This window comes from Aequorivita sp. IT1282 (assembly GCF_058068205.1).
Map to the genome: position 1 here is coordinate 167,335 of NZ_JBYRHR010000005.1, position 25,729 is coordinate 193,063.

Genomic DNA, 25,729 nt, shown 5'->3' on the forward strand with positions numbered 1-25,729 from the left:
CACTCCCTAATTCTCAGTTCATTTAAAAACCCGCCTCATTTTTTGGAGCGGGTTTTCTTTTGAAATAAATACGAGAGTAAATTTTAAACCATACTTTATTTTTATTGAAGTGAAACATTGCTATAATTGGAGTTAATCGTAATGGTTTTATTAGACCCATTATTTTGATTAAACCCTTTCACCAAAACCCTATCTGCACTTTTTGATTCTTTAAGTTGAAGTGATTTTGGGTATTTTAAAGTAGATTTATTTCCTGTGAAATAAAACGAAAATGCACCCGCCGGAACTTTCACGCGTGCATCCGTATTTTCTAAACGGATGTCTAAAGTTTCAAAACTATCAGCAACCTTATCGATTCGCAAATCGCCAAACGAACCAGAAAGAAAAGCTTGGTTTGAAATATTCCCTATCCGCACATCGCTGGAATTAGCTTGCAGATTTATATTTTGAACGCTTTCAATTCTGCAATTCTCCACATACTTTACGTTTAAAACCCCTTGTTTCCAAACATTAACCGTCACCGGCGCATAAGCAGCATTGATGAGAGTTTGCCCCCCATCAATACTGTTTGCCGTAAATGGCGTATAATTTAAATTGGCTTTTACATTGTTAGCATCTGCCATTTTTAGTACCCCATGGCGAATGTTTACATCTGTTTTGGTATTCTTTGGCACACGTATAATTATAGTTCTTTTTACATTGCTACTATTAACGTTGTTACCGTTTCCTTGAATAGTTATAGATGTACCGTTAGGCGATTTTGTAACGGTTTTTGAATAATTACCGCCTTCCTTTTCTGCGTTTCTTTCCATTTCGCTAGCCCAAGCCTCCATTTTACTTCCGTATTCTTCGCCCCAAGCTTCCATGCGTTTCCCGAAGTTTTCACCCCAAGCTTCCATCTTTTTACCGTAGGCATCGCCAATGCTATCGGCCCTTTTTTCGTCCCACGAATTTTCAAAACTTTTGCCCCATTCCTCCATTCGCTTTTCAAAATTCTTTCCGAATTTTTTATCCATTTGGGCTTCAAATTTCTTCATATAACCCTTTTCATCCTTTTTAAAAGCCTCATAATCAAACTGAATATTGCCAATATTCTCAAGTAAATCTTTGGGTAGCGGTGGCACCTTTATATTTTGGATCATCGGCATAACCATATCTTCCATCAGCGGACCAATAAAATCCATTGAAGGCATATCAGTCATCGCAAAACTTTGGTTTGATACGTTGGAGTTTATACTTACTTTTTCACTATTGCCCGAAACATCCAGCTTCCAGTTTTTCATTTGTTGCTCCCTTTCACTTTCTGAAAGGTTTTCGCCCTCAATAAAAGCTTCAACTTCAACTTTATTTTTGTTCCAAGTTTCAAAAATGACGTTTGTAAAAGAAGTATTCACAGAAACTTCCACGTTATCGTTTACGTTGAAGCTCTCCACATATTTTTTTTGCGAATAGCCAAAGGCAGAAACCAGTAACAGTACGATAATGGCACTACGATTGTATAGCTTTAAATTCTTCATTATTTTGAGTTTTAAGTTCATTTAATTTGTTTTTTAGTTTGAACAGCAAATCCAAACGCAATTTCAAATTATCAATCAAGGCAGTAACGGTGGCTTCGGTGGGGCCAAAGTTGCTCAGTTCGGCATTAAGCGAATTGTATTCTCTGTCAAGTTCTGCAAGCCGCTGCATATAGCCGTCTACCACATCTTTGTTGTCTTCGGTTATTTTAAGGGAAGCCAGTTGCACGTTAATGCCAGTCATATAATATTCTTCGATTTTTTTAAGATTTGGCGAAATATCTGCCAATGTAAGTTTTGGAGCCTCGGTGTTCACCACATTTTCGGGAGTATTTTCAACTATAGAATTATTTGGGTTTTCAGAAATTACCGAACCATTTTTTGACAATTGTAGGTATCCGAAAAAGCCAACTGACAGAAAAACCACAAGTATTGCAGCTATTTTCAACCAAGGAATTGAAGCGGCTTTTTCTTTAGAAATAGTTTCTACAAACGCCTTGTCAAGTTTATCCTCAAAACGAGCCCGATGCCCCTCCCGAAGATTGACATTCTTAGGTTCATAATTTTCAAACATTTTTTTAATATCCCGTCCCATAACGCAAGTGTTTTAGTTTTTCTTTCAATTTCGTTTTCCCCCGATGTAAATATGTGCGTGAAGCATTTTCAGAAATCTGCAGTATTTCTGAAATTTCCTGATGGTCGTAACCTTCCAATAAAAACAGCTTTACCGTAAGTCTGTAATTTTCTGGCAAGGTTTCAATCGCGGCCAACACTTCCGAAATGGTAGCTTCATCAGCAATCGTCCAATCAGAACTTTCATCAACCATTGTAAAAACCTCATCGTTTAAAGATTGCAATTCCATCTTTTTACTCTTTATAGTATCAAGGCAGGTATTTATTACGATGCGTTTTAGCCAAGCTCCAAAAGTTACCTCGCCATTAAATTGACTCAGTTTTTTGAATGCTTTAATAAAGGCCTCCTGCATTGCGTCTTCCGCGGCCGCGGTGTCTCTTAAATACCTGTTGGCTATTATAAACATACCATCGCAATATTTGCCGTAAAGTGCCATTTGCGCTTTCCGGTCACAGTGTTTACATTGTTCTATTAATAGTAAATCTGACAAACTAGATGGTTTTTTGGTTGCTGTTCAATTAAAAGACGACATAAATTACAAGATGTTTCAAAATTGACTTAAATTTTTATGAAATATTTGAGAATTACGGTTTTATAATGACTCATAATTATATTAACTTTGGTGAAATTGTATAACTATGAAAAAGAATTACGCCGATTTTGATAAACTAAACCGTTTGTTAGTAGCCTGTTTCGAAGCAGAAAAACTTTACTACAACGCCGCACTCGATGCGCAAACAACGGACTTAAAACGATTTTTAAACTATATGGCCGTCGAGCGAAACCGGATGAGCCACGATATTTCAAACGAACTCCACTCGCGAGATATTGAACCTTTAAAACAAGATTCCGAAAAAGGAAATATTGATCGTACTTGGCAGGAAATAAAAGATGCTTTGGAGCATTTTGATGCGGTTGCTATTGTAAATTCTTGCATAAATCGCGACCGTAATAATATAAAAAGATACGATGAACTTCTGGAACGTAAGCAATTACCAGATAGTACACTGGAAATTCTTCAAAAACAAAAGTATCAATTAGAATGGTACATAAAGCAAGCTGCACAACAGCCAAAGAAAAGCCCTTTCGTAGCTGTAAAAAGCGAAGATTCTAATAAAGAGAATCAAGGGGGAAAAGTAATTGACCTCAAAGCAATGTAAAATAAAAAAGCCCCGATTACGGGGCTTTTTTTATTGATAAAATTCTTAACTATTCATCTAAAAGAAGATTCAAAGTTACTGTTATATTATCGCGAGTGGCACGAGAATAAGGACATACTTCGTGGGCCTCGTTTACTAACTTCTCCCCTGTTTCTACATCTACACCAGGTAAATAGCAGTCTAAGGTAGCACGCAGTTGTAAATCGCCGTCTTTAGTTTTTCCGATTTCAATATTAGCCGTTACGCTCATATCGTCACCCAATTTAATTTTTTTACTTTCTGCTACTAATTGCACAGCACTTCCAAAACAAGCTGCATATGCACTTCCAAAAAGTTGCTCTGGATTGGTGCCTTTTCCGCCATCACCGCCAAGACCTTTTGGTACAGACAGGTCCATATTAATTTTTCCGTCCTCTGATTTTACGTGGCCTTTTCTTCCGCCTTCAGCAGTGGAAGAAGCTTCATATAAGATTTTCATTTTTTTCTGAATTTTAAAATTATTAATTTTCAAGATACTACCTAAAACTCGTTTCTTAAAGAACATATTCATAAAATTGTCCTAAATTCACGCTGTGGCAGACACCAAAAAAAATACTAGCGCATTAAACGAAAAAAAAGGCGTTTCGCAACCTAACACGATAAATGAAAAGGTTGCTGAAAGGCACAAGATTTTAAAAAATAAATCTCCTTCAACTCAAGAATTGGTTTCAGCAATCTTAGCGCATAACCAAGCTTCCCTTAGTCGAGCTATTACTATTATTGAAAGCACCGCTCAAAAACATCAACAGCAGGCAAAGGACATTATTGAACAATGTTTGCCGCACGCCAATCGCTCGGTACGCATTGGTATTACAGGAGTTCCGGGAGTAGGCAAAAGCACATTTATTGAAAGCTTCGGAAAATTTTTAGTTGCTCAAGGGAAAAAAGTCGCAGTGCTAACGGTAGATCCTAGTAGCAGCATTAGCAGAGGCAGCATTCTTGGTGATAAAACTAGAATGGAAGAACTTGTTAAAGAACCCAATGCATTTATACGTCCCTCGGCTAGTGGCGATACTTTGGGTGGAGTGGCACGAAAAACCCGAGAATCAATTATACTATGCGAAGCTACAGGTTTTGATGTAATCTTGATTGAAACTGTTGGTGTTGGTCAAAGTGAAACTGCGGTACATTCCATGACCGATTTCTTTCTATTGCTAAAACTTGCTGGTGCGGGCGATGAGTTGCAAGGTATAAAACGCGGCATTATGGAAATGGCAGACTCCATCGTAATCAACAAAGCAGATGGCGACAACTTGAAGGCTGCAAGAATGGCTAAAACCGAGTTTAACCGTGCATTGCACCTCTATCCCGCAAAGGAGAATGGTTGGGCACCAAAAACGCTTCTTTGTAGTGCATTAAAAAATGAAGGTATTTCTGAAATATGGGAAGTTGTTTCAAATTATTTTGAAACGGTAAAGAGCAACAGCTATTTTCAGCATAAAAGAAAAGAGCAAAACAAATTCTGGCTAATGCAAACCGTAGAAAGTAGATTGAAAAGTGAGTTCTACGCAAATCCTGAAGTAAAAATAGAGCTTGAAAAACAGTTAAAAGCCTTGGACGAAAATAGAACCACTCCTTTTGAAGCTGCAGAGAAATTACTTTCTATTAAAAATTAAAACAGTTTATTTCTTATTTAACTGCTTCATAATATCTTCCATCATTTCCACTTGTACTTGCTGAATGTTTAGTAATTCCTGTTGCTGGTGTATAATTAAATGGTCCAGTTTTTCGTGAAGCATGCGTATTTCCAACTCAGATTTTAAATTAATCATATAATCTTGTTTGGATCGCTCGCGGTCTTTTTCCTCTTGCCGGTTTTGACTCATCATAATTACTGGAGCCTGCAATGCTGCCAAGCATGAAAGAATTAAATTCAGTAGAATAAATGGATACGGATCAAAAGGTTTGCTCGCTAAAAAAATTATATTAATACACATCCAGACTAGGATGAAAACCCCAAACATGATTATAAATCTCCAACTGCCACCAAAACTTGCAATCTTATCTGCCAATCGTTGTCCGTAAGTAAATTTAACTAACGCTTCATCTAAAATAATTTTTGAAGAAAGTGTTTCCTGATTTTGGATGGTTTCCAAAACATCCTTTTCAAGTTCACCCAATTCACCCACTTCATTGAGTAAATATTCTGAAATGTATTTTTGTCGGTATTGATTTAATTCTGAAATAGAAACGTGACTGTTATGGTTAAAAGAAGGATGCTCCTTTTTTATCAAATCGAAAATAGCTTTTCGAATAGTCTTGGCATGCATTTTTTCGGTTTCGGGAAATTCTTTACCAGAAATGCTGCTTACGAATGTTTTCATTATTTATCATTTAAGTTAATGCCCGCTCCCTTTGTAGTTTCACTGTTGCATAAATAATGAGAATTATCAATACAGCGAAAAGTACAGCAGACGAGCCAATTGTACCCAAATCAAAACCACCTTTATCTGCAGATTTGGTGAGTAAATCTCCAAAGGTAGCGCCAAAAGGTCTCGTTAATACAAAAGCTATCCAAAACAAAATTATATGCGAGATTTTAGTGAAATAATACAGAAGCGCAGTGGCAAGTATAAGCAGACCAATCAATAATGCGCCTCCGCCAAAACCTAGCCCCGAGTCATCTGCCAAATAATCGCCAAGTGCCGTTCCCAAAGTGTTTGAGATTAAAATGGTAATCCAATAAAACATTTCTGGCCTAAAGTTTTTAATATCTGTTACCGAAAGTGAGCCTTCACTTTTATACCAAATAAAAAGCATTGAAATTAGCATTATGCTTAAAATCAGCGCGCCCGTGGCATAGCCTAAGCCCAAAGTGCGATCCATAAAATCAGACATCGTTGTGCCAGCAGTACTTGTGGCGAGAATAACTAACCAATACAAAATAGGAATGTATTTTATTGCATTCAACTGCGCTACTAACGTAACTATAAAAGCAGCAATCAAAATTATGGAACTAAGCCCGTAACCAATATTGAAGGTCATCGATAACATGTCGCCAGCGGTTTCTCCCAAAGTGGTTGCGCAAATTTTCATAATCCAAAATATAAGCGTCACTTCTGCTACTTTTTTCATCTTGCTATTTTTTTACACAAACCTTCAAATTCTTCGGGTGAATTTTAATTTCAAATTTTGATTCTTTAGGAACAAAAAAACCACCATCTTTTTGGGCCTTTAATATTGAATTGTCCAGACTTTTAATCTGTAATGAAGTAACTTGTTTAAATCGTACTTCTTTCAACCAATGATGTTTTTTGAAAAGAAATAGCATTGTAAAAAGAAGAAGTTTAAAATTTGAAAGTTTGGGTACAATGACTAAATCTAACAAACCATCCTGCAATGAAGCTCGCGGTGTTAAACTCATTTTATAACCCATTTCGTTTGAGTTTGAAACGAAAAGTAGAAAGGGTGAAATCAATTCGGTAGTACCGTTGTATTTCAGTTCCACTATATTTTTATAGTGATAATTTTTCAGCGTTCGCAGTGTTGATTGCACATAACTAAAAAGTCTACGGGTGGTCTTTTCTTCAAAATCTGAAATTACGTGGGCATCAAAGCCGATTCCTGTATTACTGAAAAAAGACACGCCGTTAATTGTGCCCGTATCGATTGTAATTACCTTTTGATTCTTTATAATAGAAAGCGCTTTTTTAATGTTTCGCGGAATTCTTAAATTAGAAGCCAATCCATTTCCCGAACCCATTGGCATAATTGCCAAAATAGCAGCACTATTCACCAAACAAGATGCAACTTCGTTTATCGTTCCATCGCCACCGCAAGCCACAATTATTTCTGCGCCTTCATTAATTGAACTATTTGTTAAAACAGTCGCATGCCCAATAAAGGCGGTTTTTTTTATAACAATTGTGTATTCATTCTTTGGGAAAAATGTCTCAACCAATGCAATTGGAAGTTTGTTGCTCCCTTTTCCCGCTATAGGATTTATTATAAAATGTATGTTAGTTTTCAATTCCCAAAGTGCTTAATTTCAATCCCTCATTTCTGAATAAATAATCTGCGGTTTCATAATTTGAAATAATATCATTCAAAAACTCACTATTATCATTCATTGGTAATAGCTCATTCGATTCCCGATTCCAACGGTAAAAATTTGACACCTTTTGATCGCCTAAAATCATAATGCTTCCATCCTTTTTCAAAAGACCAAGTTTCCTGTAAGTGCCAACAAAAGCTCGCTCTTCTTCAGGTTTCATATTGAAAATATTGGTGCCGAATAGATTGGTTTCATACTTCCAATTAAGCAGTGAAAACAAGGTTGGGAATATGTCTATCTGCGAAGCCATTTTATCTATTTTTTCAGCAGGAACATTGGGAACATTCAGCATTAATCCGGGAATATGATAATTTTTTACATCAAGTTCCTGCCGTCCAGCACTGGATGCACAGTGGTCTGCCATAATTATGATGACCGTGTTTTTATACCAATCTTTTTTCTGGGCTTTCCTTAAAAATTCACCAATTGCATAATCGGTATATTTTACGGCGCCACTTCTTCCCGTACCAGAAGGAATATCTATTTTTCCTTCAGGATATGTGTATGGGCGGTGGTTACTGGTAGTCATTACAAAATCGAAAAATGGCTTTCCGGCGCTGTGAGCCTCATCAGCTACTTTCATTACTTTATCGTAAATATCGCCGTCAGCAATTCCCCAAGCATTTTCGAAGCTTACTTCGTCATCTTCAATATTGGTTCGAGTAGTTGTTATGCTGGCATCCAGTAAAAAACCACGGCCACGATCCACAATATTAAAACCATTGCCTCCAAAATAACTATTCATATTATCGAAATATCCGTCGCCGCCATAAAAGAAATTTCGCTCGTATCCCTTTTGTTTAAAAACTTCGCCAATGGTAAAAAGTTGCTGGTTATTTTCGCGCTTTACTATACTGCGACCGGGTGTTGGCGGAATGGAAAGTGTTATAGCTTCCATACCCCGAACGGTGCGAGTTCCAGTTGCAAAAAGATTTGTAAAAAACAAACTACGGTTCGCCAAAGAATCCAGTGTTGGCGTTATATTTTCCGTATTGCCAAAAGATCCTAAAAAATTAGCACTCAAGCTTTCCACACAAATAAAAATTACGTTTGGCCTTTGTTCCGGCAATGAATCCTTATTCGAAATAGTTCTGTAAATCAAATCCTTTTCGGGAAATAACAAACTATCGCCGCGTTTTTCAAATTCGTTTTTCACTTTAGAAAAAGCCTCGTTTACGGGAAGGGTTTTGTAGAAATCTGTATAGGAGAGTTCGTTATTTTGAAAAGCTGCAAAAAAGGAGTAGATACCCGTCTTCGCAATTTCGTTATTATAACGATTTTTAAACTGCTCCGCATCTTTGTTTTTCACTAGTAAAACGAAGATTACAACCGTACTAAAAACAAGCAGGGTTGGAAATATCTTTTCCTTAAAAGTACTTTCACTTTTAAATGTTTTCTGAAAAATGCCTTTTCGCTTCGTAATAAAAAGTAGCGCCGCAGTAAAGAGCAAAATCCCACTAATCAGTAAAGGGATTGGGTACGATTCGTTTATGTTTTTAACTACTTCATAGGTGTAAATTAGATAATCTACCGCGATAAAGTTGAATCGGTTTTTGAATTCTTCCCAAAAAGTAATTTCAGCAAAAAAGGAAAATAAAAAGATAACTATCCCAAGTGAATAGCCAAACCACGTCGCGATCCTATCAAAAAAAGATCCGTACCAACGTGTTGGTATTAACAGCAAATACAGTGCATACGGAAGTGCAAAAAACGAAACCGTCCCTACATCAAATAATAGGCCTACAATAAAAGTATTTGCTAGTTTAAAAAACGAAGTATCTACTTCTTGAAAGACCCAAAGCACAAAAATAATTCGAACTAGAGTCGATAAAATGATAAATGTTTTTACGAAATAAAAAAGCAGTTTAAACCGCTGTGGGAAAAGTTTAGACACGAAAATTGAATTAGAGTACGAAGTTAGACTCTAATCGGATAATACAATGTTTACAATGCTTTGTTGATGTCCTGTATGCTTATTGTGGACATATTAGGAAACTATTTTAAGAGTTTTCGATACTCTGTAGGCGTAACGCCTTTATGCTTTTTAAAAGTTGCATAAAAACTAGATTTTGAACTAAAACCAACTTCATTAGCAATTCCCAATAATGAGTATTTAGAATATTTGGCATCATTTTGTTTTTCTAAAAAAGCTTCAATTCGATACCCATTTACAAAATCTTGAAAGTTAGTATTCATATGGGTATTCAGAATTTCTGAAATATATTGTTTGGGAATTTTCAGTTTTTGTGCTAACAAAGTCAACGAGAGTTTATTATCCATAAAACCTTCTTCTTCCTCCATAAAAACAATAATTTTCTTTGAATAATCTTCAATTAAATTCTCTTTGAGACCAGAGGTTTGGTATTTTTTTATTTCAGAAAAAGGAACAATCTCTGATGGAGCCACAACCAGTTTCCAAGCCATAAAGTAAAAGAGAAATGCAATTACAATAAGCGTTGAAGCACTGTTTTCTGGGTCGCTAAAGTAAGGTATCTGCCCAATGGCAAACCACCCTAAAATTTCATTCACCAACGCCAAACTCATAATAATTGCTAATGGAAGAATAAAAAAGGCCATCCATTTTTTTCTATCCGACTTTATGATAATCCGAGTGGTAAAAAGCAGATAACATAAAAAGCTTAATTCTACCAGTAGTTCCAAAATTTCAATAAAAATTACATCTTCTGCTACATAATATTTTTCATAAAATTCAATGATAAAATATAGCAGGTTTGGCAGAAAATAAACAAGATGTTTAAGTTTAAAGGTTTCACTTCGAGAAACAAAATACATTACAAACAGTAAGAGAAAGGTTATAAATAAAGAGGAATCAAAGAAAAACCAATCTAAATTCTCTACAAAGAAACCATTATCATCATCGCCAATAACGTAAAATAAAATAGAAGCAATACTCCCTATAAACAACCAAAATGTAGGCTTTTGATATTTTTCCCTGTTGGCCAAAAGTGCCACAATTAGAAAAACTCCTTGCAAAATGGTTATGATTTGGAGTATTTTAAGCATTACAAGGTTTTAAAAAAAATGAAGTCTGAAGTTAAAAATTATTTTTAAACCATTCCGTCTGCGCTAGCAAACCCTCTTTTAAAGAAGTCTGCGGATTGTAATTCAACAATTTTCTTGCTTTGTCAATATTTGCTTTGGTTCGCGACTGATCGCCAGCGCGGGGGGGATACTTTTCAGTGTCTATTTTCGTATTGAGTATTTCTTCGACTGTTGCAATTCCGTGTGCGGTGGTACTTTCAGTTTCGGTACCGAGATTGAAAATTTCGCCATTGCAAATCTTTTCTTTTCCAAAAACACTTACAATTCCGTCCACAATATCCTGCACATACGTAAAACTGCGCAAGTGTTTTTCACTGCCTTCAAAGAGTGGAAATTTCTTATTATTTAAACCACAATCTATTAAACGAGTATAAAGTTTATCGGGTCTTTCGCGTGGGCCGTAAACCGAGAAAAGCCTAAACGAAGTTGTTTCCAGCTTATTTTCTCTGCTTTTTGCCAGAACCAATTGCTCTGCTGCAAGTTTGGTAACACCATACCACGAAGCAGGTTTAGGCGCAACGGTTTCTGGAAAAGTTGCTTCCAATCCATAAATTGATGAAGTGGCAATATTTACAAAAAAGGGGTTTTTCGGAAGCTTCTCAGCAAACTCCAACAGTCGTTGTGTTGCCAAAATATTATTACTGAAATAATCCTGAAACGTGGAAGCATCTGAAATACCTGGGTGCGCAGCAAAGTGGAAAATATAATCCAAATCCGTTGGAAGGTTTGCTTTTAGATCGTCCGTTCTTAAATCAAGATTTAGAATTTCAACACCTTTTGCTGTAAGTGCTTCAGCATTCAATTTCTTTAAAGAAAGATCGTAATAAGGCGAAAAATTATCTACCCCAACCACGTCGTGCCCCATTGATTTCATCCTCTCCGCAGTATGCGATCCTATAAATCCGGCAGCTCCGGTAACCAATATTTTCATTCTTTCATTTTTTGAATCAAGACTGAAGGGAATCAAGAACCAAAAACGGCAACAGATTTAAATTCGAAATCCGTCCTGTTTCGCTTTGGTATTGTATCCTACTCCAATTTCAACTGCAAAATAACATCTTTTTTAACGTTCTGCTGTATTCTACAAAAAAGAAATACTTTTGCACAAAGCTTTTCAAAAAAACTAAATGTACGAGTTTACCATAATTGTACCCGTTTACAACGAAGAAGAAAACCTACAGCGGGTAGAAAAAGAATTATTAGCCTACACCAAAATTGCCACAAAGAAAACTTCAATTCTTTTTGTAAACGATGGTTCTAAAGACAATAGCCAAACGTTGATTGAGGATATTTGCAAACGCAATGAAGATTTTCAATATATTTCTTTCAAAGAAAACCGAGGGTTAAGCGCCGCGATTAAAGCGGGTTTTGACCATGTTGAAAGTCCGTTGGTTGGTTATATAGATAGCGATTTGCAAACCGCGCCCGAAGATTTTAATTTATTGCTGCAACACATTGGCGATTATGATTTGGTTACTGGCGTTCGTGCAAATAGGAAAGACAAATTCGTAAAAAATATGTCGTCCACAATTGCAAATGGCATCCGTCGCGCATTTACCCACGACGGAATGGACGATACTGGCTGCCCATTAAAAGTAATTAGAACCGAAAACGCCAAGCGAATCCCTATGTTTAAAGGCTTGCACCGTTTTTTACCGGCAATGATTTTATTGCAAAATGGTAAAATTGTTCAGATACCCGTGCAGCATTTTCCGCGAATGGCGGGCACAGCAAAATTCGGACTATGGAACAGATTACTTGGTCCTTTAATGGACTGCTTCGCTTACCTTTGGATGAAGAAAAAATACATCAATTACGAGATTAAGAGCAAAGGATGAGCAATTGGATTGTGTACAGCATTGGTTTTTTGGCGCAAATCCTCTTTAGCGGAAGGCTTTTTGTGCAATGGATTCTTTCCGAAAAAAACAAACGTGTTATTACGCCGTCAACATTTTGGAAACTGAGTTTAATCGCTTCCTTTTTACTTTTCGTTTATGGACATTTACGCGACGATTTTGCCATTATGCTCGGGCAAGCACTGACGTATTATATCTATATTCGAAATTTACAATTACAGGGCGAATGGCAAAAATCGCCAAAATGGCTACAGATTTTTCTATACGTATTCCCAGTGTTTGTAGTGCTTTACGCATACAATAACGGCGAATACGATATCGATAAACTTTTTAATAACGACGACATTCCATTCTGGTTATTACTTTTGGGCATCGTTTCGCAAGTAATTTTTACGTTGCGGTTTGTATATCAATGGATCGTTTCCGAAAAAACAAAAACCTCGCAATTGCCGCTCGGCTTTTGGCGAATGAGTGTTTTGGGCGCTTCCCTAATTTTAACCTACGGAATTTTTAGACAAGATCCCGTGCTATTGGTTGGTCACGCAGCCGGACTTATTATTTACGTCAGAAATATTTTCATTTGGAAAAAACAAGTGCGTTATGAAATGCCCATTAAAGATTATGAACCAACCGAAAATGAATAACTTGGGCATTCCATCTTCCTATTTATCAAATATTTAATACAGATGAAAATTGAAAAAAACTATTTACTGCTTTTATTACTCACTTGCGCAGCTATCTTTTTTGTGAATTTAGACGCACTGCCAGTAAATATTATGGAAGCGCGCAACTTTATTACCGCCCGCGAAATGCTAAACGACGGCAACTGGCTGCTTACCACAATTAATGGCGAACCGCGCTACCAAAAACCACCGCTTCCCACTTGGTTAACGGCTTTTTCCGCAGCTATTTTTAGTCTAAAAACAATTTGGGCATTGCGACTTCCGGCTGCTATAATGACTTTGATTTTGGTTTTGTTCTCTTTCAAATTTGCACAAAAACTTACTTCTGAAAAACTTTATGCTTTTATCAGCTCGCTGATTATGGCTACCTCTTTTTACATCGTTGCTTCTGCACGCGATGGACAGTGGGATATTTATACGCACGGTTTTATGGTGGGATGTATCTATCTACTTTATTTATTTTTCACGGAAGAAACCCACAAATACCGAAACGCGATTTTAGCTGCCCTTTTCTTCGGCTGCTCGTTTTTAAGCAAGGGACCGGTTTCATTTTATGGTTTGCTCCTGCCCTTCTTAATTGCCTTCGGAATTGTTTACAAATACAAAAACTTTAAAGCGCGCTGGTTGCCGTTGCTTGCATTTTTAGCAGTCGCATTTGTAGTTTCAAGCTGGTGGCATTGGTACACGCTTAATTTTGATCCTGCGGCAGTAGAGATTACCAAAAAAGAAACCACCAATTGGATTAGCTACGAAACAAAACCATTTTATTATTACTGGAGCTTTTTCACCCAAAGCGGCATTTGGACCATCCCCGCGTTTATAGCTTTGTTGTATCCATATTTAAAAAACAGAGTTTTCAATAAAAAAGCGTATCGCTTCACCTTTCTTTGGACGATGATTTCCGTGATTTTACTTTCCTTAATTCCTGAGAAAAAATCGCGCTACTTATTACCAGTTTTAATTCCGATGGCACTGAATACGGGGTTTTATATTGAATATCTCTTCCGAAGATTTAAAGAGTTAAAAGATAAACGCGAAACTATTCCCGTCTATTTTAACTTTGGGCTGATTGCTTTAATTGGCATTGCATTTCCAATAGGAGGATACATATTTTTGAAGGACGGCCTTGCTGGAAATTGGCTTTGGTTTGTACTGCTTTCCATCGCGTTATTTATAATTGCAATATTTATTGTTCGAAATCTTTTCCGAAGAAAAATTGCAACTGTTTTTTATTTAACCATTGCTTTTATTGTAAGCGTAATTTGGTTCGGACTTCCATTGAGCAACGCTATAACCATAAATCCAGATTACAAACCGTTTTCAGAATTGCACAATTTTGAAGAAAAAGAGAATCTAAAAGTGTATGAATTTTCAGGAATGACACCCGAACTTATTTGGGATTATGGCGAAAAGATGCAAATGTTAAATATAGATGGAGAATTTATAACGCCCACAGAAAACCGATTTGGTGTGTTGGTTTCTGAAGAAAGTTTAGAGCATTTCGCACAAACATATCCAGATTTTAAAAGAGAACACATAGTGCGTTACGATATGAATCCGAAGGGTCCGGACAGCCGAACGCATAAAACAAGATTGTACAGAGAGTTGTTTATTGTTACGAAGGAGTAACTGAATTGTCTCCCCGAGCGCAGTCGAGAGGTTTTTAGTGTAAGTAAATTTACCTGGAATAGAAGTTCTCGACTGCGCTCGAACGGACATTTGATTCCAAACCTGACAGGTTTTAAAAACCTGTCAGGTTTATGAGAAAAGTTAAGCTTTTTGAGTTTTAAACTTCTTCTGCCCCCATCGTTGAAGCAGATAAAATAACCAGCCTGTTAATCCGCCAAAAGCCATTCCGCTAATTACATCTAGCGGGTAGTGGACGCCTAAATAGATTCGGCTGTAGCCAGTAATTACTGCCCAAACCAGCAATAAAAACGGTAAGTATTTATACCATTTCTGAAGACTCAATCCAAGAAAAACAGCTGCAGCCATCGAGCTTGCCGCATGTGCTGAAAAATATCCATACCTACCACAACCATCTGCCACAAATCGCATAAGTGGTTGTAATTCTTCAACTTTGCAAGGTCTTGGACGCATAATTCCGTATTTAAAAAGACTTGCTATTTGGTCTGTAGCCGTAATCATTAATGCAACGGAAACCATAATAACCAAAGTTCCTTTTATACCGTAATGTCTATAAACTAAATAAAGCATAAAGGCATACAACGGAATAGACGACCACTTTTCGGTTACAAATAGCCAGAATCCGTCCCAAGATGTATTTCCTAAACCATTTAAAAAGAGAAAAAATTCGGTATCGTATTTTAAAAGTTCGTCGAGCATTATTCTGTAATTCTATAAATTCAGTGCAGTTTTCACCACGAAAGCACGAATGTTTTAATTTAATAATTCGTGGTTATATAAATTAATCCTCGTCGTAAAGTGCAATCTCACGATCGTAAAAATCGTTGGCACCCTGAATTAATCCTTCGGCTTCTGCCTCCAATTCTTTTTGGTCTTCTTTATCAAAATCTTCCAACCATTCCACTTCATCGTCTTCAAGATTAATTATGAAACGAGGAAATTCAGTATGTATTACGAAAATCGCAGTGGGATATTCGCTATTGTCGCCTAATAAATATTTTGGGAAATCCATTGTTTGAGGTAGTTTAGTATTATTTGTAAACGTTAATTGGTGCTTCGCCTCCGCTCAGCAACCTTTTTTATTATAAAATTTCATGCACTCATCATCCAGCACCCTGCCTAATCAATTTCTTGGAAAGATAATTAAATCTGATGAATAACATAATTCCACTGGCCGTTAGTCCTGCGAACAATCCAATCCAGATTCCCATACTTTCTAATGAAGTATGCATACTTAAGTAATATGAAACAGGAAAACCGATAATCCAATAGGCTATAAACGTAAGCACAGTTGGTATTTTTACATCTTGCATTCCGCGTAATGCGCCAAGCGCAACCACTTGCAAAGCATCAGTAAATTGGAAGATAGCTGCAATAATCAATAATTGTGACGCTAAGATTACAACTTCGTTGTTATCTGCAAATAGTGCTAAATTGTCGTAATCGAGGAATATTTTCGGTAAAGAGTCTTTAAATATTATAAATCCGGCTACAAATACTAACGATAAAAGCCCCGTAAGTAAAACGATTGAAATTGCAACACGACGCAAAGCTAGAAAGTTTTTCAATCCTTTTTGATTGCCCACCCGTATCATAGCTGCCACGCTAAAACCCATCGCAACCATAAAAGTCATTGAAGATAGATTCAGTGCAATCTGGTTTGCGGCTTGTTCATTTTTTCCCAGAATTCCAGAAAGCCAAACTGCCGAAGTGAAAATTCCCACTTCAAAAAACATTTGCATAGCAGAAGGAAATCCGAGGTTCAACAACTTTTTCAGCATTGCTTTGCTTAATGTGAAAATTTTAATTTCGGTAACAAAATAGCGCGACTTTTCTTTTCGGCTCAACAAATACCAAAGATAACCTACCATTACAACTCGCGAAACCAGCGTTCCAATTGCTGCGCCAACTACGCCCATTTCTGGTGCGCCGAACTTTCCAAAGATGAACATATAATTCAGCAATACGTTTACCAAATTGGCTATAATAGTTGCATACATCGGGAAGCGCGTCATAGACATACCGTCGCTAAACTGCTTAAAACCTTGAAAAATAATTAACGGAACTAAGGATGCCGCAACCAGCGTTAAATATGGCATCGCCAAATCCACTACTTCTGGCGGTTGGCTCATTACGTACATTAATGGTTTGGCAAACATTACCATTGCAAAAAGCACCAAGCCAAGCATAATGCACAAAAACAACCCGTGTTTAAAAGTAGACTTTCCTTTTTCGAGATTGCCTTCACCATCGGCTTCGGCTACTAAAGGCGTGATTGCAGTAGAAAATCCAATCCCAATACTCATCGCCACAAACATAAAACTGTTTCCTAAGGAAACGGCGGCAAGCTCGGCACTACCAAGTTGCCCAACCATAATATTATCGACCAACGCCACCACTTGATGACCCAGCATTCCTAAAATTACAGGGGTCGCCAACTTGATGTTGAATTTAAATTCTTTAGTGTAATCTGAAAGCGCCAATGTCTAAAAATTTTGCGCAAAGATAGTTGTTGTGATTTTTAGAATAGCTTTGTATTTCAATAATTCTGAATTTTGAATTCAGAATTCAGAATTAAAAAAATGGCCAGACCTCAACCAAAATCCATTACCGAAAAAGAAAAGAAAACCAGTGTCAAGGATTCTTTTAAGGCCCTAAAAACCATTCCACGGTTTTTTAAGGAAATATTTCGCAGCAGTCCGAGGTTGTTTTTCGCAAACACATTTAGCCGGCTAATAAACGCTTTCACCCCCGTGGTTATCCTTTGGGTGGGGAAACTGATTATTGACGAAATAATCCTGCAAGTTTCCCTCGAAGACAAAGATTTTACGCTGCTTTGGAATTTAGTAATCATCGAATTCTGCGTGGCGGTGCTTTCAGATTTGTTGGGGAGATTTATAAACCTTACCGACGGACTTTTGGGCGATTTATACTCCAATATGTCTTCCGAAAAAATAATTCGCAAAACTGCCGAGCTCACCATTTCGCAACTGGAAGACCCAGAGTTTTACGACAAACTGGAACGCGCCCGAACCCAAACCAACAGCCGCGTAGATTTAATGACCAATGCGCTGGGGCAGGCCGAAAGCCTGATTTCAATGATTTCACTTATTGCGGGATTGGTTTATTTTGAACCTATTTTAATACTGATTTTAATCCTCAGTATTATTCCATCGTTTATAAATGAAGCGAAATTTAGCAGCACCCGTTATTCGTTAGCACGCAGTTGGACGGCTGAACGTCGCGAATTGGATTACCTGCGCTTCATCGGCGCCAACAACCAAACTGCAAAAGAAATTAAGCTTTTCGGCTTAACAGATTTTATCGCGGAACGGTTTAAAAACCTATCAAACGACTATTACCTCATTAACAAAAAACTGTCGCTTAAGCAAAGTCTGTACGGTTCTATGTTTAACGTTTTGGGGGTGGTTAGCTATTACGGCGCCTACGTTTATATAATTATGCGCGTGTTGGTGGGCGCTATTAGTATTGGGGAACTCACCTTTCTTTCAGGCTCGTTTAACAGGCTGCGAAACAATCTGCAGGGCTTCTTTTCGCGCTTTACCCGTATTGCCGAAAGTGCGCTTTACCTTCAGGATTATTTCGACTTTATAGATTTAACCATCGAGCAGACTGCAGAAGCAAAAACCCCAATGCCCAAAACCATCACCCAAGGATTCACAGTAAATAATCTACACTTTGCCTACCCAGGTAGTAAAACCGATGTTTTAAAAGGCGTAACATTCTCAATGAAAGCTGGTGAAAAAATGGCTTTCGTGGGCCAAAATGGCGCAGGAAAAACCACGCTTATAAAACTCTTCCTCCGTTTTTACGAACCCACACAAGGCGAAATACTTTTGGATGGCATCAACATAAATAAGTTTGATGTGGATGCGTACCGAAAACGTTTCGGCGTAATTTTTCAAGACTTTTTTAAATATGAATTTACCCTGCGCGAAAACATAGCGGTGGGTAATATTTCTGAAATTGATAACGATGAAGTAATAGGCTACGCCGCCAGTAAAAGTCTCGCCGAACAAGTAGTGACAGAAATGGCCGATGGCCTAGAACAACGCTTGGGAAGACGTTTTTACAAAGGCCAAGAACTAAGTGGCGGACAATGGCAAAAAGTGGCTCTCGCCCGCGCCTATATGAAAGACGCCAATGTTATGGTGCTGGACGAACCCACCAGCGCGCTGGATGCCCAAGCGGAGTACGATGTTTTTGAACGTTTTATTGCGCTCACCAAAGGTAAGACCAGCATTATTATTAGTCACCGCTTTAGCACCGTGCGCATGGCAGACCGTATTTTGGTATTGCAAAACGGACAAGTATTAGAGCTTGGCACCCACGAAGAGTTAATGGCGCACCCAAAATTGTACTCGGAGTTGTTTAAGTTGCAGGCGGCGGGGTATCAGTAGGGGTGAAAGAATAACAATTTACTTCTTAATAAAAATTTATCGCCACTTTAATTTCTAATAATTAGATTAAACTGAGGTTTAATACACTTCAACTTGTGCTATTAACATTATATATTATACTTTAGTTAGAATTTTAACTAATACATTACTATATGCAAAAAAATCTAACTGATGAAATCTACTCATTACGTAGTTCATTTTCTGTTATTGGCTTAACTGGAAGATCAGGAGCAGGAGTATCCGAAGTGGCTCATATATTATCTAATAATTTCTCTGAAATTTCTAATATCCAACCTTTCAAAACTGATGATATAAATAATACAAAACGCAAGTATAATATTTCCTACAAATTTGCGGAAGCTAATTGGAAGGTATATAAAACTATAAGTTATAAGGAGGTTTTATTACTTCATATTTTAAGAAGTAATCTTGAAGAGTTTTACCTTACGCTCAAAAATTGTAAATATGATATAGTTGAGATAAATAACATAAAACATTTATTTGAGAATTCTCAAAAAATTATTGACAGAGTAAAATCAATTCCTTCCTTAGATGAAAATCTAAAAGATAAAAAACAGTTAAAAAAACTTTCAAGTTTATATTTTAATACTGATTATAAGGAATTATCTGATAATTTTAATGATATACTGAGAAGTAATAATGAATTTATTAGACGAATAAAACTTTTTTCCCAAATTGCGAATAATATTAGAAAAACTGGAAATTGTTATGGTAATCCAGGGAGCAAGGAAGTTAATGTTTTTACGATTGCAGAAACAATTAATAGGGTTATTAAAGGGTCAGAAAAAAGAAATTGCCATATTGTGATTGATTCATTAAGAAACTCTTTAGAAATTATGTTCTTTAAAGAAAGGTATTCTGCATTCTATATGATAGCAGTAAATTCAACACATTGTGAGAATTTTTTAATGAGAAGATATAATGATTCCTCTACAGTTAAACAAATTCTAGAAATTGATAATATTGAATATAAGGGAAAAGGAGTTTCAGAAGGTAAATTCTACCTTCAAGACGTTCAAAACTGTATACAGAAAAGTGATATTTATTTTAATAATAATCCACCATTAGAAGACTTAAAAAGGGATTTGAATGAAGAAAATATAATAAGAAAATCGAAGTACTATCTTGTTGGTCAAATTATTAGATATGTAGGACTAATTTTACATCCTGGCTTAATTACTCCTTCCGCACAAGAACGATGTATGCAAATAGCATATGTAGCAAAAAGTAATTCTGGATGCATTTCAAGACAGGTTGGCGCGGTAATTACCGATCAGGAATTTTCAGTTAAGTCGATTGGCTGGAATGATGTTCCAAAGAATGTAACACCTTGCCTTTTTAGAAATATTCATGATTTAAAGAATAGTGAAGATATTGAAGCATATAGTCCATACGAAAGAGATGAAAATCAAGATTTTAACCCTAAATTCAAAGATTACTATTCGGATGTAGAAATTGAGACTACTCAAGGATTAAATTGCGCGTATTGTTTTAAGGATTTTCAAAATTTTATTGAAAAGAAAGAAAATCAAGTTCATACTAGATCATTACACGCGGAGGAAAATGCAATGCTTCAAATTTCTAAATATGGAGGACAACCATTAAAAAATGGCATATTATTTACCACCGCGAGTCCCTGTGAATTATGTGCTAAGAAAGCAAAACAATTAGAAATTAATCAAATATATTACATCGATCCATACCCTGGGATTTCTCTTGGACATATATTAAATGATGGTCAAAAAAAAATACAAATGATTTTATTCTCAGGTGCAGTTGGCACAGCCTATCACAAATTATATGAGCCTGTTATGTCTTATAAAGATGAATTAGCATTAATTATAAATAAAAGACCTAAAAATGATCTTAGACATTTTTTAAACGGCAATGGCTCGAGAGATTGAAACTTCCCCCGCTAGCGCGAGCGTCCCGCTCGTCCCCTCCAACATTTGAAATATGAAACTTATTAATTCAATAATATCATTCTTATTTGGTATTTGGGTATTATTTGCAATACTCACGGTTATCTTAATGGTTAAAGATAAATCCGAATACTTAGATTGGAATTCTGTAGATTCTTATGCTATTCTTTTTACTTTTCTTTTCTTGGTATTTTATTCGCTAATAAACGTACTGGTTCCTTTTCAGAAAAAAGAAATGAAGAAACGAAATAGAATTCTGATGATGACTTTGCATAGTTTATTTTTGCTAACAATTTTAATATTATCATTGAACCAATACGAGCATATGAACGCGATTAACATTGCCATTAATATTTTAATGCTTGTGTCAATCCTATATTTAATTACATACCACATTAGTAAATTAAAGGTTTCCCGCTAGCCCTGGCTTCCCGCTCGCACCCCTGGCGCGCTTTTGTAAAGCGAGTCTAGTTAAATGGAGCATTTGCAATGCGACCTTTTCAAAACAATCTAGGGTGTTTATCCACATTTTTAGGTACAATTCAGATGAACGACAATTCATTTCTAAAAAAATCAAATACTTGAAAAATTCAATCATACTTCTTTTTTTACTAATTAGCTACCTTCAAGTTGATGCACAGCCATCATTTGATACACGGATTGCACTAATTCTTCGTGATGAAAACAATGAAAAAATAAATCTAGAACAATTTAAGACAGAATATAAATTTGCAGATGTGTATGGAAGAACCATTCCAAATGAAGACCTAAAACATTACTTTGATTATGATGAAGAAACGAATTATTTTATTTTAAATATTACAACCATAGGACCACGATTTTCATTTGCTTTATATCACAATAATAGTAGTATGATTATATACCTACCATTTAATAATGAAGACAAATACTACGCTGTAGATTTTAAGTTTAGAACAGGAAAGTTTTTATTCGACTTTGATCTAAAAGATAGAGAAAAGATATACCTAAATAGTAATATGCCACATTATATTATCGAAAAAATTAACTGGAGAAAGCAAACAAAAAAATTCATAAAGAGTACTTATTCAGACGATACAACTTATAATAAAATTCAAGATTAAATGAAGAAAGTTAACATAGTCCTGACATTTATTATTCTAATGTTTGGAAATATTTCTTTTGCTCAAGACGGTGTTTTTAAATCCAAGAAAATCGAAATTAGTTTTACAAAAATCAATCAAAACGATAGTCTGATTAGTTTAGAATTATATCAAAATGGCATTTTCGCAACTAATGAATCAGGAATAATGGGATATCGTTCTAATACCAACTATGATAGCTTGCTAAATATATATACTTTACAATATTCTTACACAGGAATTGGTGGCGGTAGCGATAACCGATTAGGATGCCCTCTATTATTTACAAAACTTAACTTTATTACTGAGGACAATAAAGAATATTTTCAATTAATCCCTATTGTACTGGAAATTTGTGGCACTTCTCAATCAAATGATATAAAAGTATTAGATATTGATTTGAATGGTTTGATAGAACAAACTGATAAAATGATATTAGTCAGTGAAAATAATACCTATCAAGTTGTAGCTAAAAAAGAACTAAAGATGGGTAAATTAGTAAAAGTTGAGTGAGACAATTTATTAAATAATAAAAGCACCTAACACTATGTAAAATGTATTAATGCGCATTGTACATTAAACGTTGTGCTTAATTCCCCTGTCGCACGTTAGCAACATATATCTAAAACAATTATAACATTATAAAAAACGAAAAAAAAACAGCTTTGGGAGCAGCAATAGGTGTTGCCATTGGAAGTGTAATAGGTGTTCTAACGCATAATGTTGGGTTGTGGATCGCAGTAGGAATAGCTATTGGCGCCGGAATTGGTATATCCATGGGCCAGAATAAAAAAAATAAGAAAGAATGATATTACCAGTTAGCGCGAGCCTCTCCCGCTCATGCCCAATAATATAAAGCTGTAAAAGTAACCCTACACTATCAAAAGCATTATAGGAGTTAATCTAAATTATTAACTCATTGTGAGGCAATTGCACTTCAATTAAAAAATATTCCTATCTTTAATTGTACCAACCTGAATTAGTTATGCCCAATGTAAAAACTACACGGCTGCACAAAAAAAGAACTCCTTCTTTTTTCTTTATTATGGCTATATTGGCTTTGCTGGTAGCGCTCATAGGTTTTTCAAAGACATTTTTTTATCCGGTATATGAAGGTAGTTTTTCAGCACCTTGGCCAGTGCATTTACATGGGGCATTCGCTTTTTTATGGATTATTCTCTTTGTAGTGCAAACGGCATTAATACACAATCGGAAATATTACATCCATCAAATTTTGGGAATGGTGGGGCTTTTGGTTGCCGCAGGAGTATCTATAACCATGATACCCGTAGGCCTTTTTGCGGTAGAAAAAGAATTGGCGCTTGGGTTTGGTATTACCGCATATTCAGGTTTTGTGGGAGTACTAAGTTCTGGACTTTTATTTTTTAGCTTGGTAGTTGCGGGTATTTATTACAGAAAAAAATCTGCAGTACACAAACGGCTAATGCTATTGGCCACCATCGTTGTGCTTTGGCCAGCGTGGTTTCGGTTTCGTCACTTCTTCCCCAGCATTCCGCATCCCGAAATTTGGTTCGCCATCGTGCTTGCTTATAGCCTAATTATTGTTGCATGGATATGGGACAAACTAAAGAATGGTAAAATACACCCTACCCTAAAATATGTGGGACTATTTATTATTGTTGAACAATCTTTCGAGCTTATTGCTTTCGATAGTGCGCCATGGCGCGTCGTTGCCCTTTGGGTAAAGAATATCTTTATGTAAATTAGCCCTCCAACTTCAATAGCACATAATGAAAAACGAAAGAGTCTATAAAATGTCCTTCGCCAGTGTTTACCCGCACTACATTACCAAGGCAGAAAAAAAAGGAAAAACCAAAGAAGAAGTAGACATTATTATTTGCTGGCTAACGGGTTTTGACCAAAACGGTTTGCAACAGCAAATAGATACCAAAACTAGCTTCGAAACATTCTTTGCCGAAGCCCCACAATTAAACCCAAATGTTTCAAAAATTACGGGCATAATCTGCGGCTACCGCGTAGAAGATATTGAAGAACCACTGATGCAAAAAATCCGTTATATGGATAAACTAATAGACGAGCTGGCAAGAGGCAAAAAGATGGAAACGATTTTAAGAAAGTAAAAAGTGTTTAATCAATAAATAGTATTCCTTCAAAATTCGTAACTTATACGTTAAACATTGAATCTTGAATCTTGAATCTTGAAAATTAAATAATGCAATCAAAAGCCACCACTCCCAACCAATACATATCTGAGCTTCCCGAAGATCGAAAGGAAGTTATACAAAAACTACGCGAAACAGTAAAAAACAATCTCCCAAAAGGTTTTGAAGAAACCATGCAATACGGAATGATAAGCTTCGTGGTGCCGCACAGCATTTATCCGGACGGTTACCACTGCAAGCCCACAGATGCATTGCCGTTTATGAGCATTGCTTCGCAGAAAAATCACATCGGTTTTTACCACTCTGGTATTTATACAGATCCGGAACTTATGGCGTGGTTTGTTGCAGAATACCCCAAACACGCAAAGGGAAAACTAGATATGGGGAAAAGCTGCGTTCGCTTTAAAAACCCTAAAAATATTCCTTTTGAATTGTTGGGAGATCTCTCCACAAAGCTTTCCGTAGATGAATGGATTGCGAAATATGAAAGTGTTTTAAAAAGATAAATAGCGGTTTTCAGTGCAATAAATTTAAAACTTCTCCCGAATCATCGGTCCGTTCGAGCGCAGTCGAAAACTATCGGCTGCGCGCAACCAGACATTAATATTGATAATAACAAATAGATTTTCTTCTCCAAAAAACCTATCAATCATAATAAAAGCTTCGCTATTTTTGCAATCTTAAACTCACATGCAAATGGCTTTATCAGATTTTATAATCATTTCTAAAGAAGCAGCTATTGGCTTGGATGAAATTCATTTAAGCGAGGCGAATAAAAATGTTTTAAATCAATTGCTGAAAGAGTTTAAACACCTCGAAGTTTTAAACCAATACAAGCTTCCGGTCGATAATAAAATATTTCTTTTTGGCCACACCGGTTGTGGAAAAACAACCACTGCCAAAGCCATTGCGCAGGCGTTAAACAAAAAGATTATCATCTTAAATCTTGGAAATATAGTTTCCTCTCGTTTGGGTGAAACCGCCAGAAATATTACCGAAGTGTTTAAAAAAGCCGCTCGAGAAAATGCGGTATTGCTTTTAGACGAATTTGATTCCATCGGCAAACTTCGCGATCACGACGATACAGATTCCAGCGAAATGAAACGATTGGTAAATACGGTAATTCAGTTAATAGACGAGCTGCCAAGCAACGTTTTATTAATTGCGGCAACCAATCATCCCAGTGTTATTGATACCGCACTATTGCGTAGATTTCAGTTGAAATTAAAATTCGAGCTGCCAAATCAAGACCAATTAGACATTTTTTACGATTCGCTTTTGGAGCAGTTTCCCGAAGAATTCAGCAACGTGGAACGTGTTTATAACATTTCGTATGCCGAAGCAAAAGACATCACTTTTCGAGCGGTAAAAAATGCAATTATTGCAAACGAGGAAGCAAAAACAAAGGCAATGCTTCAAGAAAAATTGCTCCAATAATTTAGAATGGTAA

General features: G+C 36.3%; 27 protein-coding genes. 14 read left to right on the top strand and 13 right to left on the bottom strand.

The window, feature by feature from the left end; all coding sequences use genetic code 11:
• Positions 1-101: 101 nt before the first annotated feature.
• Genes AC3RVG_RS12210 through AC3RVG_RS12220 form a run of 3 tightly spaced genes read right to left on the bottom strand, consistent with a single transcriptional unit; the run spans position 102 to position 2,638 of the window.
• Positions 102-1,538 (bottom strand): DUF4097 family beta strand repeat-containing protein, encoded by a 1,437-nt coding sequence (locus AC3RVG_RS12210; protein ID WP_489691745.1) that lies wholly within the window; start codon positions 1,536-1,538, stop codon positions 102-104.
• A complete protein-coding gene (locus AC3RVG_RS12215) occupies positions 1,489-2,109 on the bottom strand; it encodes a hypothetical protein (RefSeq protein ID WP_489691746.1) in 621 nt (206 codons plus the stop codon). Before AC3RVG_RS12215 ends, AC3RVG_RS12210 begins: the two co-directional genes overlap by 50 nt.
• Entirely contained in the window at positions 2,093-2,638 is a 546-nt protein-coding gene (locus AC3RVG_RS12220; RefSeq protein ID WP_489691747.1) for an RNA polymerase sigma factor, read from the bottom strand. The genes AC3RVG_RS12215 and AC3RVG_RS12220 overlap by 17 nt, the downstream gene beginning before the upstream one ends.
• 148 nt (positions 2,639-2,786) lie before the next feature.
• Here AC3RVG_RS12220 and AC3RVG_RS12225 point away from each other — a divergent pair, with 148 nt between their 5' ends.
• Positions 2,787-3,308 (top strand): DUF2383 domain-containing protein, encoded by a 522-nt coding sequence (locus AC3RVG_RS12225; protein WP_489691748.1) that lies wholly within the window; start codon positions 2,787-2,789, stop codon positions 3,306-3,308.
• A 49-nt stretch (positions 3,309-3,357) separates the two neighbouring features.
• Here AC3RVG_RS12225 and AC3RVG_RS12230 read toward each other — a convergent pair whose 3' ends face one another.
• The gene (locus AC3RVG_RS12230) at positions 3,358-3,786 is read right to left on the bottom strand and encodes an organic hydroperoxide resistance protein (RefSeq protein WP_489691749.1); all 429 of its coding nucleotides are present in this window, start codon (positions 3,784-3,786) and stop codon (positions 3,358-3,360) included.
• 94 nt (positions 3,787-3,880) lie between these two features.
• Between AC3RVG_RS12230 and meaB the strand changes: the two genes are divergently transcribed.
• Complete coding sequence (gene meaB, locus AC3RVG_RS12235) at positions 3,881-4,963, top strand: methylmalonyl Co-A mutase-associated GTPase MeaB (RefSeq protein ID WP_489691750.1); 1,083 nt, start codon at positions 3,881-3,883, stop codon at positions 4,961-4,963.
• A gap of 6 nt (positions 4,964-4,969) precedes the next feature.
• Here the strand turns inward: meaB and AC3RVG_RS12240 are convergent, their stop codons facing one another.
• The 6 genes from AC3RVG_RS12240 to AC3RVG_RS12265 all read right to left on the bottom strand — a co-directional run bounded on the left by AC3RVG_RS12240 (position 4,970) and on the right by AC3RVG_RS12265 (position 11,395).
• On the bottom strand, positions 4,970-5,671 hold the full coding sequence (locus tag AC3RVG_RS12240) for a DUF1003 domain-containing protein (RefSeq protein WP_489691751.1): 702 nt from the start codon (positions 5,669-5,671) through the stop codon (positions 4,970-4,972).
• 10 nt (positions 5,672-5,681) lie between these two features.
• Positions 5,682-6,422, bottom strand: coding sequence for a COG4705 family protein (locus AC3RVG_RS12245; RefSeq protein WP_489691752.1), 741 nt, complete (start codon positions 6,420-6,422; stop codon positions 5,682-5,684).
• Positions 6,423-6,426: 4 nt separating this feature from the next.
• Positions 6,427-7,317, bottom strand: a complete 891-nt coding sequence (locus tag AC3RVG_RS12250) for a diacylglycerol/lipid kinase family protein (protein ID WP_489691753.1) — start codon at positions 7,315-7,317, stop codon at positions 6,427-6,429.
• Complete coding sequence (locus tag AC3RVG_RS12255) at positions 7,307-9,295, bottom strand: LTA synthase family protein (RefSeq protein ID WP_489691754.1); 1,989 nt, start codon at positions 9,293-9,295, stop codon at positions 7,307-7,309. Before AC3RVG_RS12255 ends, AC3RVG_RS12250 begins: the two co-directional genes overlap by 11 nt.
• Before the next feature lie 101 nt (positions 9,296-9,396).
• The gene (locus AC3RVG_RS12260) at positions 9,397-10,425 is read right to left on the bottom strand and encodes a helix-turn-helix domain-containing protein (protein WP_489691755.1); all 1,029 of its coding nucleotides are present in this window, start codon (positions 10,423-10,425) and stop codon (positions 9,397-9,399) included.
• Positions 10,426-10,456: 31 nt separating this feature from the next.
• Positions 10,457-11,395 (bottom strand): NAD-dependent epimerase/dehydratase family protein, encoded by a 939-nt coding sequence (locus tag AC3RVG_RS12265; protein ID WP_489691756.1) that lies wholly within the window; start codon positions 11,393-11,395, stop codon positions 10,457-10,459.
• Positions 11,396-11,591: 196 nt separating this feature from the next.
• Between AC3RVG_RS12265 and AC3RVG_RS12270 the strand changes: the two genes are divergently transcribed.
• The 3 genes from AC3RVG_RS12270 to AC3RVG_RS12280 are packed head-to-tail and all read left to right on the top strand — an operon-like array spanning position 11,592 to position 14,632.
• Entirely contained in the window at positions 11,592-12,302 is a 711-nt protein-coding gene (locus AC3RVG_RS12270) for a glycosyltransferase family 2 protein (RefSeq protein ID WP_489691757.1), read from the top strand.
• Positions 12,299-12,964 (top strand): lipid-A-disaccharide synthase N-terminal domain-containing protein, encoded by a 666-nt coding sequence (locus AC3RVG_RS12275; RefSeq protein WP_489691758.1) that lies wholly within the window; start codon positions 12,299-12,301, stop codon positions 12,962-12,964. The genes AC3RVG_RS12270 and AC3RVG_RS12275 overlap by 4 nt, the downstream gene beginning before the upstream one ends.
• A 42-nt stretch (positions 12,965-13,006) precedes the next feature.
• Positions 13,007-14,632 (top strand): ArnT family glycosyltransferase, encoded by a 1,626-nt coding sequence (locus AC3RVG_RS12280; protein WP_489691759.1) that lies wholly within the window; start codon positions 13,007-13,009, stop codon positions 14,630-14,632.
• Positions 14,633-14,773: 141 nt separating this feature from the next.
• Here AC3RVG_RS12280 and AC3RVG_RS12285 read toward each other — a convergent pair whose 3' ends face one another.
• The 3 genes from AC3RVG_RS12285 to AC3RVG_RS12295 all read right to left on the bottom strand — a co-directional run bounded on the left by AC3RVG_RS12285 (position 14,774) and on the right by AC3RVG_RS12295 (position 17,133).
• Entirely contained in the window at positions 14,774-15,349 is a 576-nt protein-coding gene (locus AC3RVG_RS12285) for a phosphatase PAP2 family protein (protein WP_489691760.1), read from the bottom strand.
• An 82-nt stretch (positions 15,350-15,431) separates the two neighbouring features.
• Positions 15,432-15,662, bottom strand: coding sequence for a hypothetical protein (locus AC3RVG_RS12290; protein WP_489691761.1), 231 nt, complete (start codon positions 15,660-15,662; stop codon positions 15,432-15,434).
• 91 nt (positions 15,663-15,753) lie between these two features.
• Positions 15,754-17,133 carry an MATE family efflux transporter gene (locus tag AC3RVG_RS12295; protein ID WP_489691762.1) on the bottom strand — a complete coding sequence of 460 codons (1,380 nt, stop codon included), beginning with the start codon at positions 17,131-17,133 and terminating at the stop codon, positions 15,754-15,756.
• Positions 17,134-17,232: 99 nt separating this feature from the next.
• Between AC3RVG_RS12295 and AC3RVG_RS12300 the strand changes: the two genes are divergently transcribed.
• From AC3RVG_RS12300 to AC3RVG_RS12340, 9 genes are all read left to right on the top strand, one after another.
• Complete coding sequence (locus AC3RVG_RS12300) at positions 17,233-19,071, top strand: ABC transporter ATP-binding protein (RefSeq protein ID WP_489691763.1); 1,839 nt, start codon at positions 17,233-17,235, stop codon at positions 19,069-19,071.
• Between the two features lie 152 nt (positions 19,072-19,223).
• A complete protein-coding gene (locus AC3RVG_RS12305; RefSeq protein ID WP_489691764.1) occupies positions 19,224-20,996 on the top strand; it encodes a hypothetical protein in 1,773 nt (590 codons plus the stop codon).
• A 599-nt stretch (positions 20,997-21,595) separates the two neighbouring features.
• Complete coding sequence (locus tag AC3RVG_RS12310) at positions 21,596-22,117, top strand: hypothetical protein (RefSeq protein ID WP_489691765.1); 522 nt, start codon at positions 21,596-21,598, stop codon at positions 22,115-22,117.
• Positions 22,118-22,648, top strand: a complete 531-nt coding sequence (locus tag AC3RVG_RS12315) for a hypothetical protein (protein ID WP_489691766.1) — start codon at positions 22,118-22,120, stop codon at positions 22,646-22,648.
• Positions 22,649-22,776: 128 nt separating this feature from the next.
• Positions 22,777-22,944, top strand: a complete 168-nt coding sequence (locus tag AC3RVG_RS12320; protein ID WP_489691951.1) for a glycine zipper domain-containing protein — start codon at positions 22,777-22,779, stop codon at positions 22,942-22,944.
• 176 nt (positions 22,945-23,120) lie between these two features.
• Positions 23,121-23,858 carry a hypothetical protein gene (locus AC3RVG_RS12325; protein WP_489691767.1) on the top strand — a complete coding sequence of 246 codons (738 nt, stop codon included), beginning with the start codon at positions 23,121-23,123 and terminating at the stop codon, positions 23,856-23,858.
• A 28-nt stretch (positions 23,859-23,886) separates the two neighbouring features.
• Positions 23,887-24,237, top strand: a complete 351-nt coding sequence (locus AC3RVG_RS12330) for a DUF2200 domain-containing protein (RefSeq protein WP_489691768.1) — start codon at positions 23,887-23,889, stop codon at positions 24,235-24,237.
• 92 nt (positions 24,238-24,329) lie between these two features.
• On the top strand, positions 24,330-24,785 hold the full coding sequence (locus AC3RVG_RS12335; RefSeq protein WP_489691769.1) for a DUF1801 domain-containing protein: 456 nt from the start codon (positions 24,330-24,332) through the stop codon (positions 24,783-24,785).
• Positions 24,786-24,975: 190 nt separating this feature from the next.
• Entirely contained in the window at positions 24,976-25,716 is a 741-nt protein-coding gene (locus tag AC3RVG_RS12340) for an AAA family ATPase (RefSeq protein ID WP_489691770.1), read from the top strand.
• The last annotated feature ends 13 nt before the right edge of the window (positions 25,717-25,729 follow it).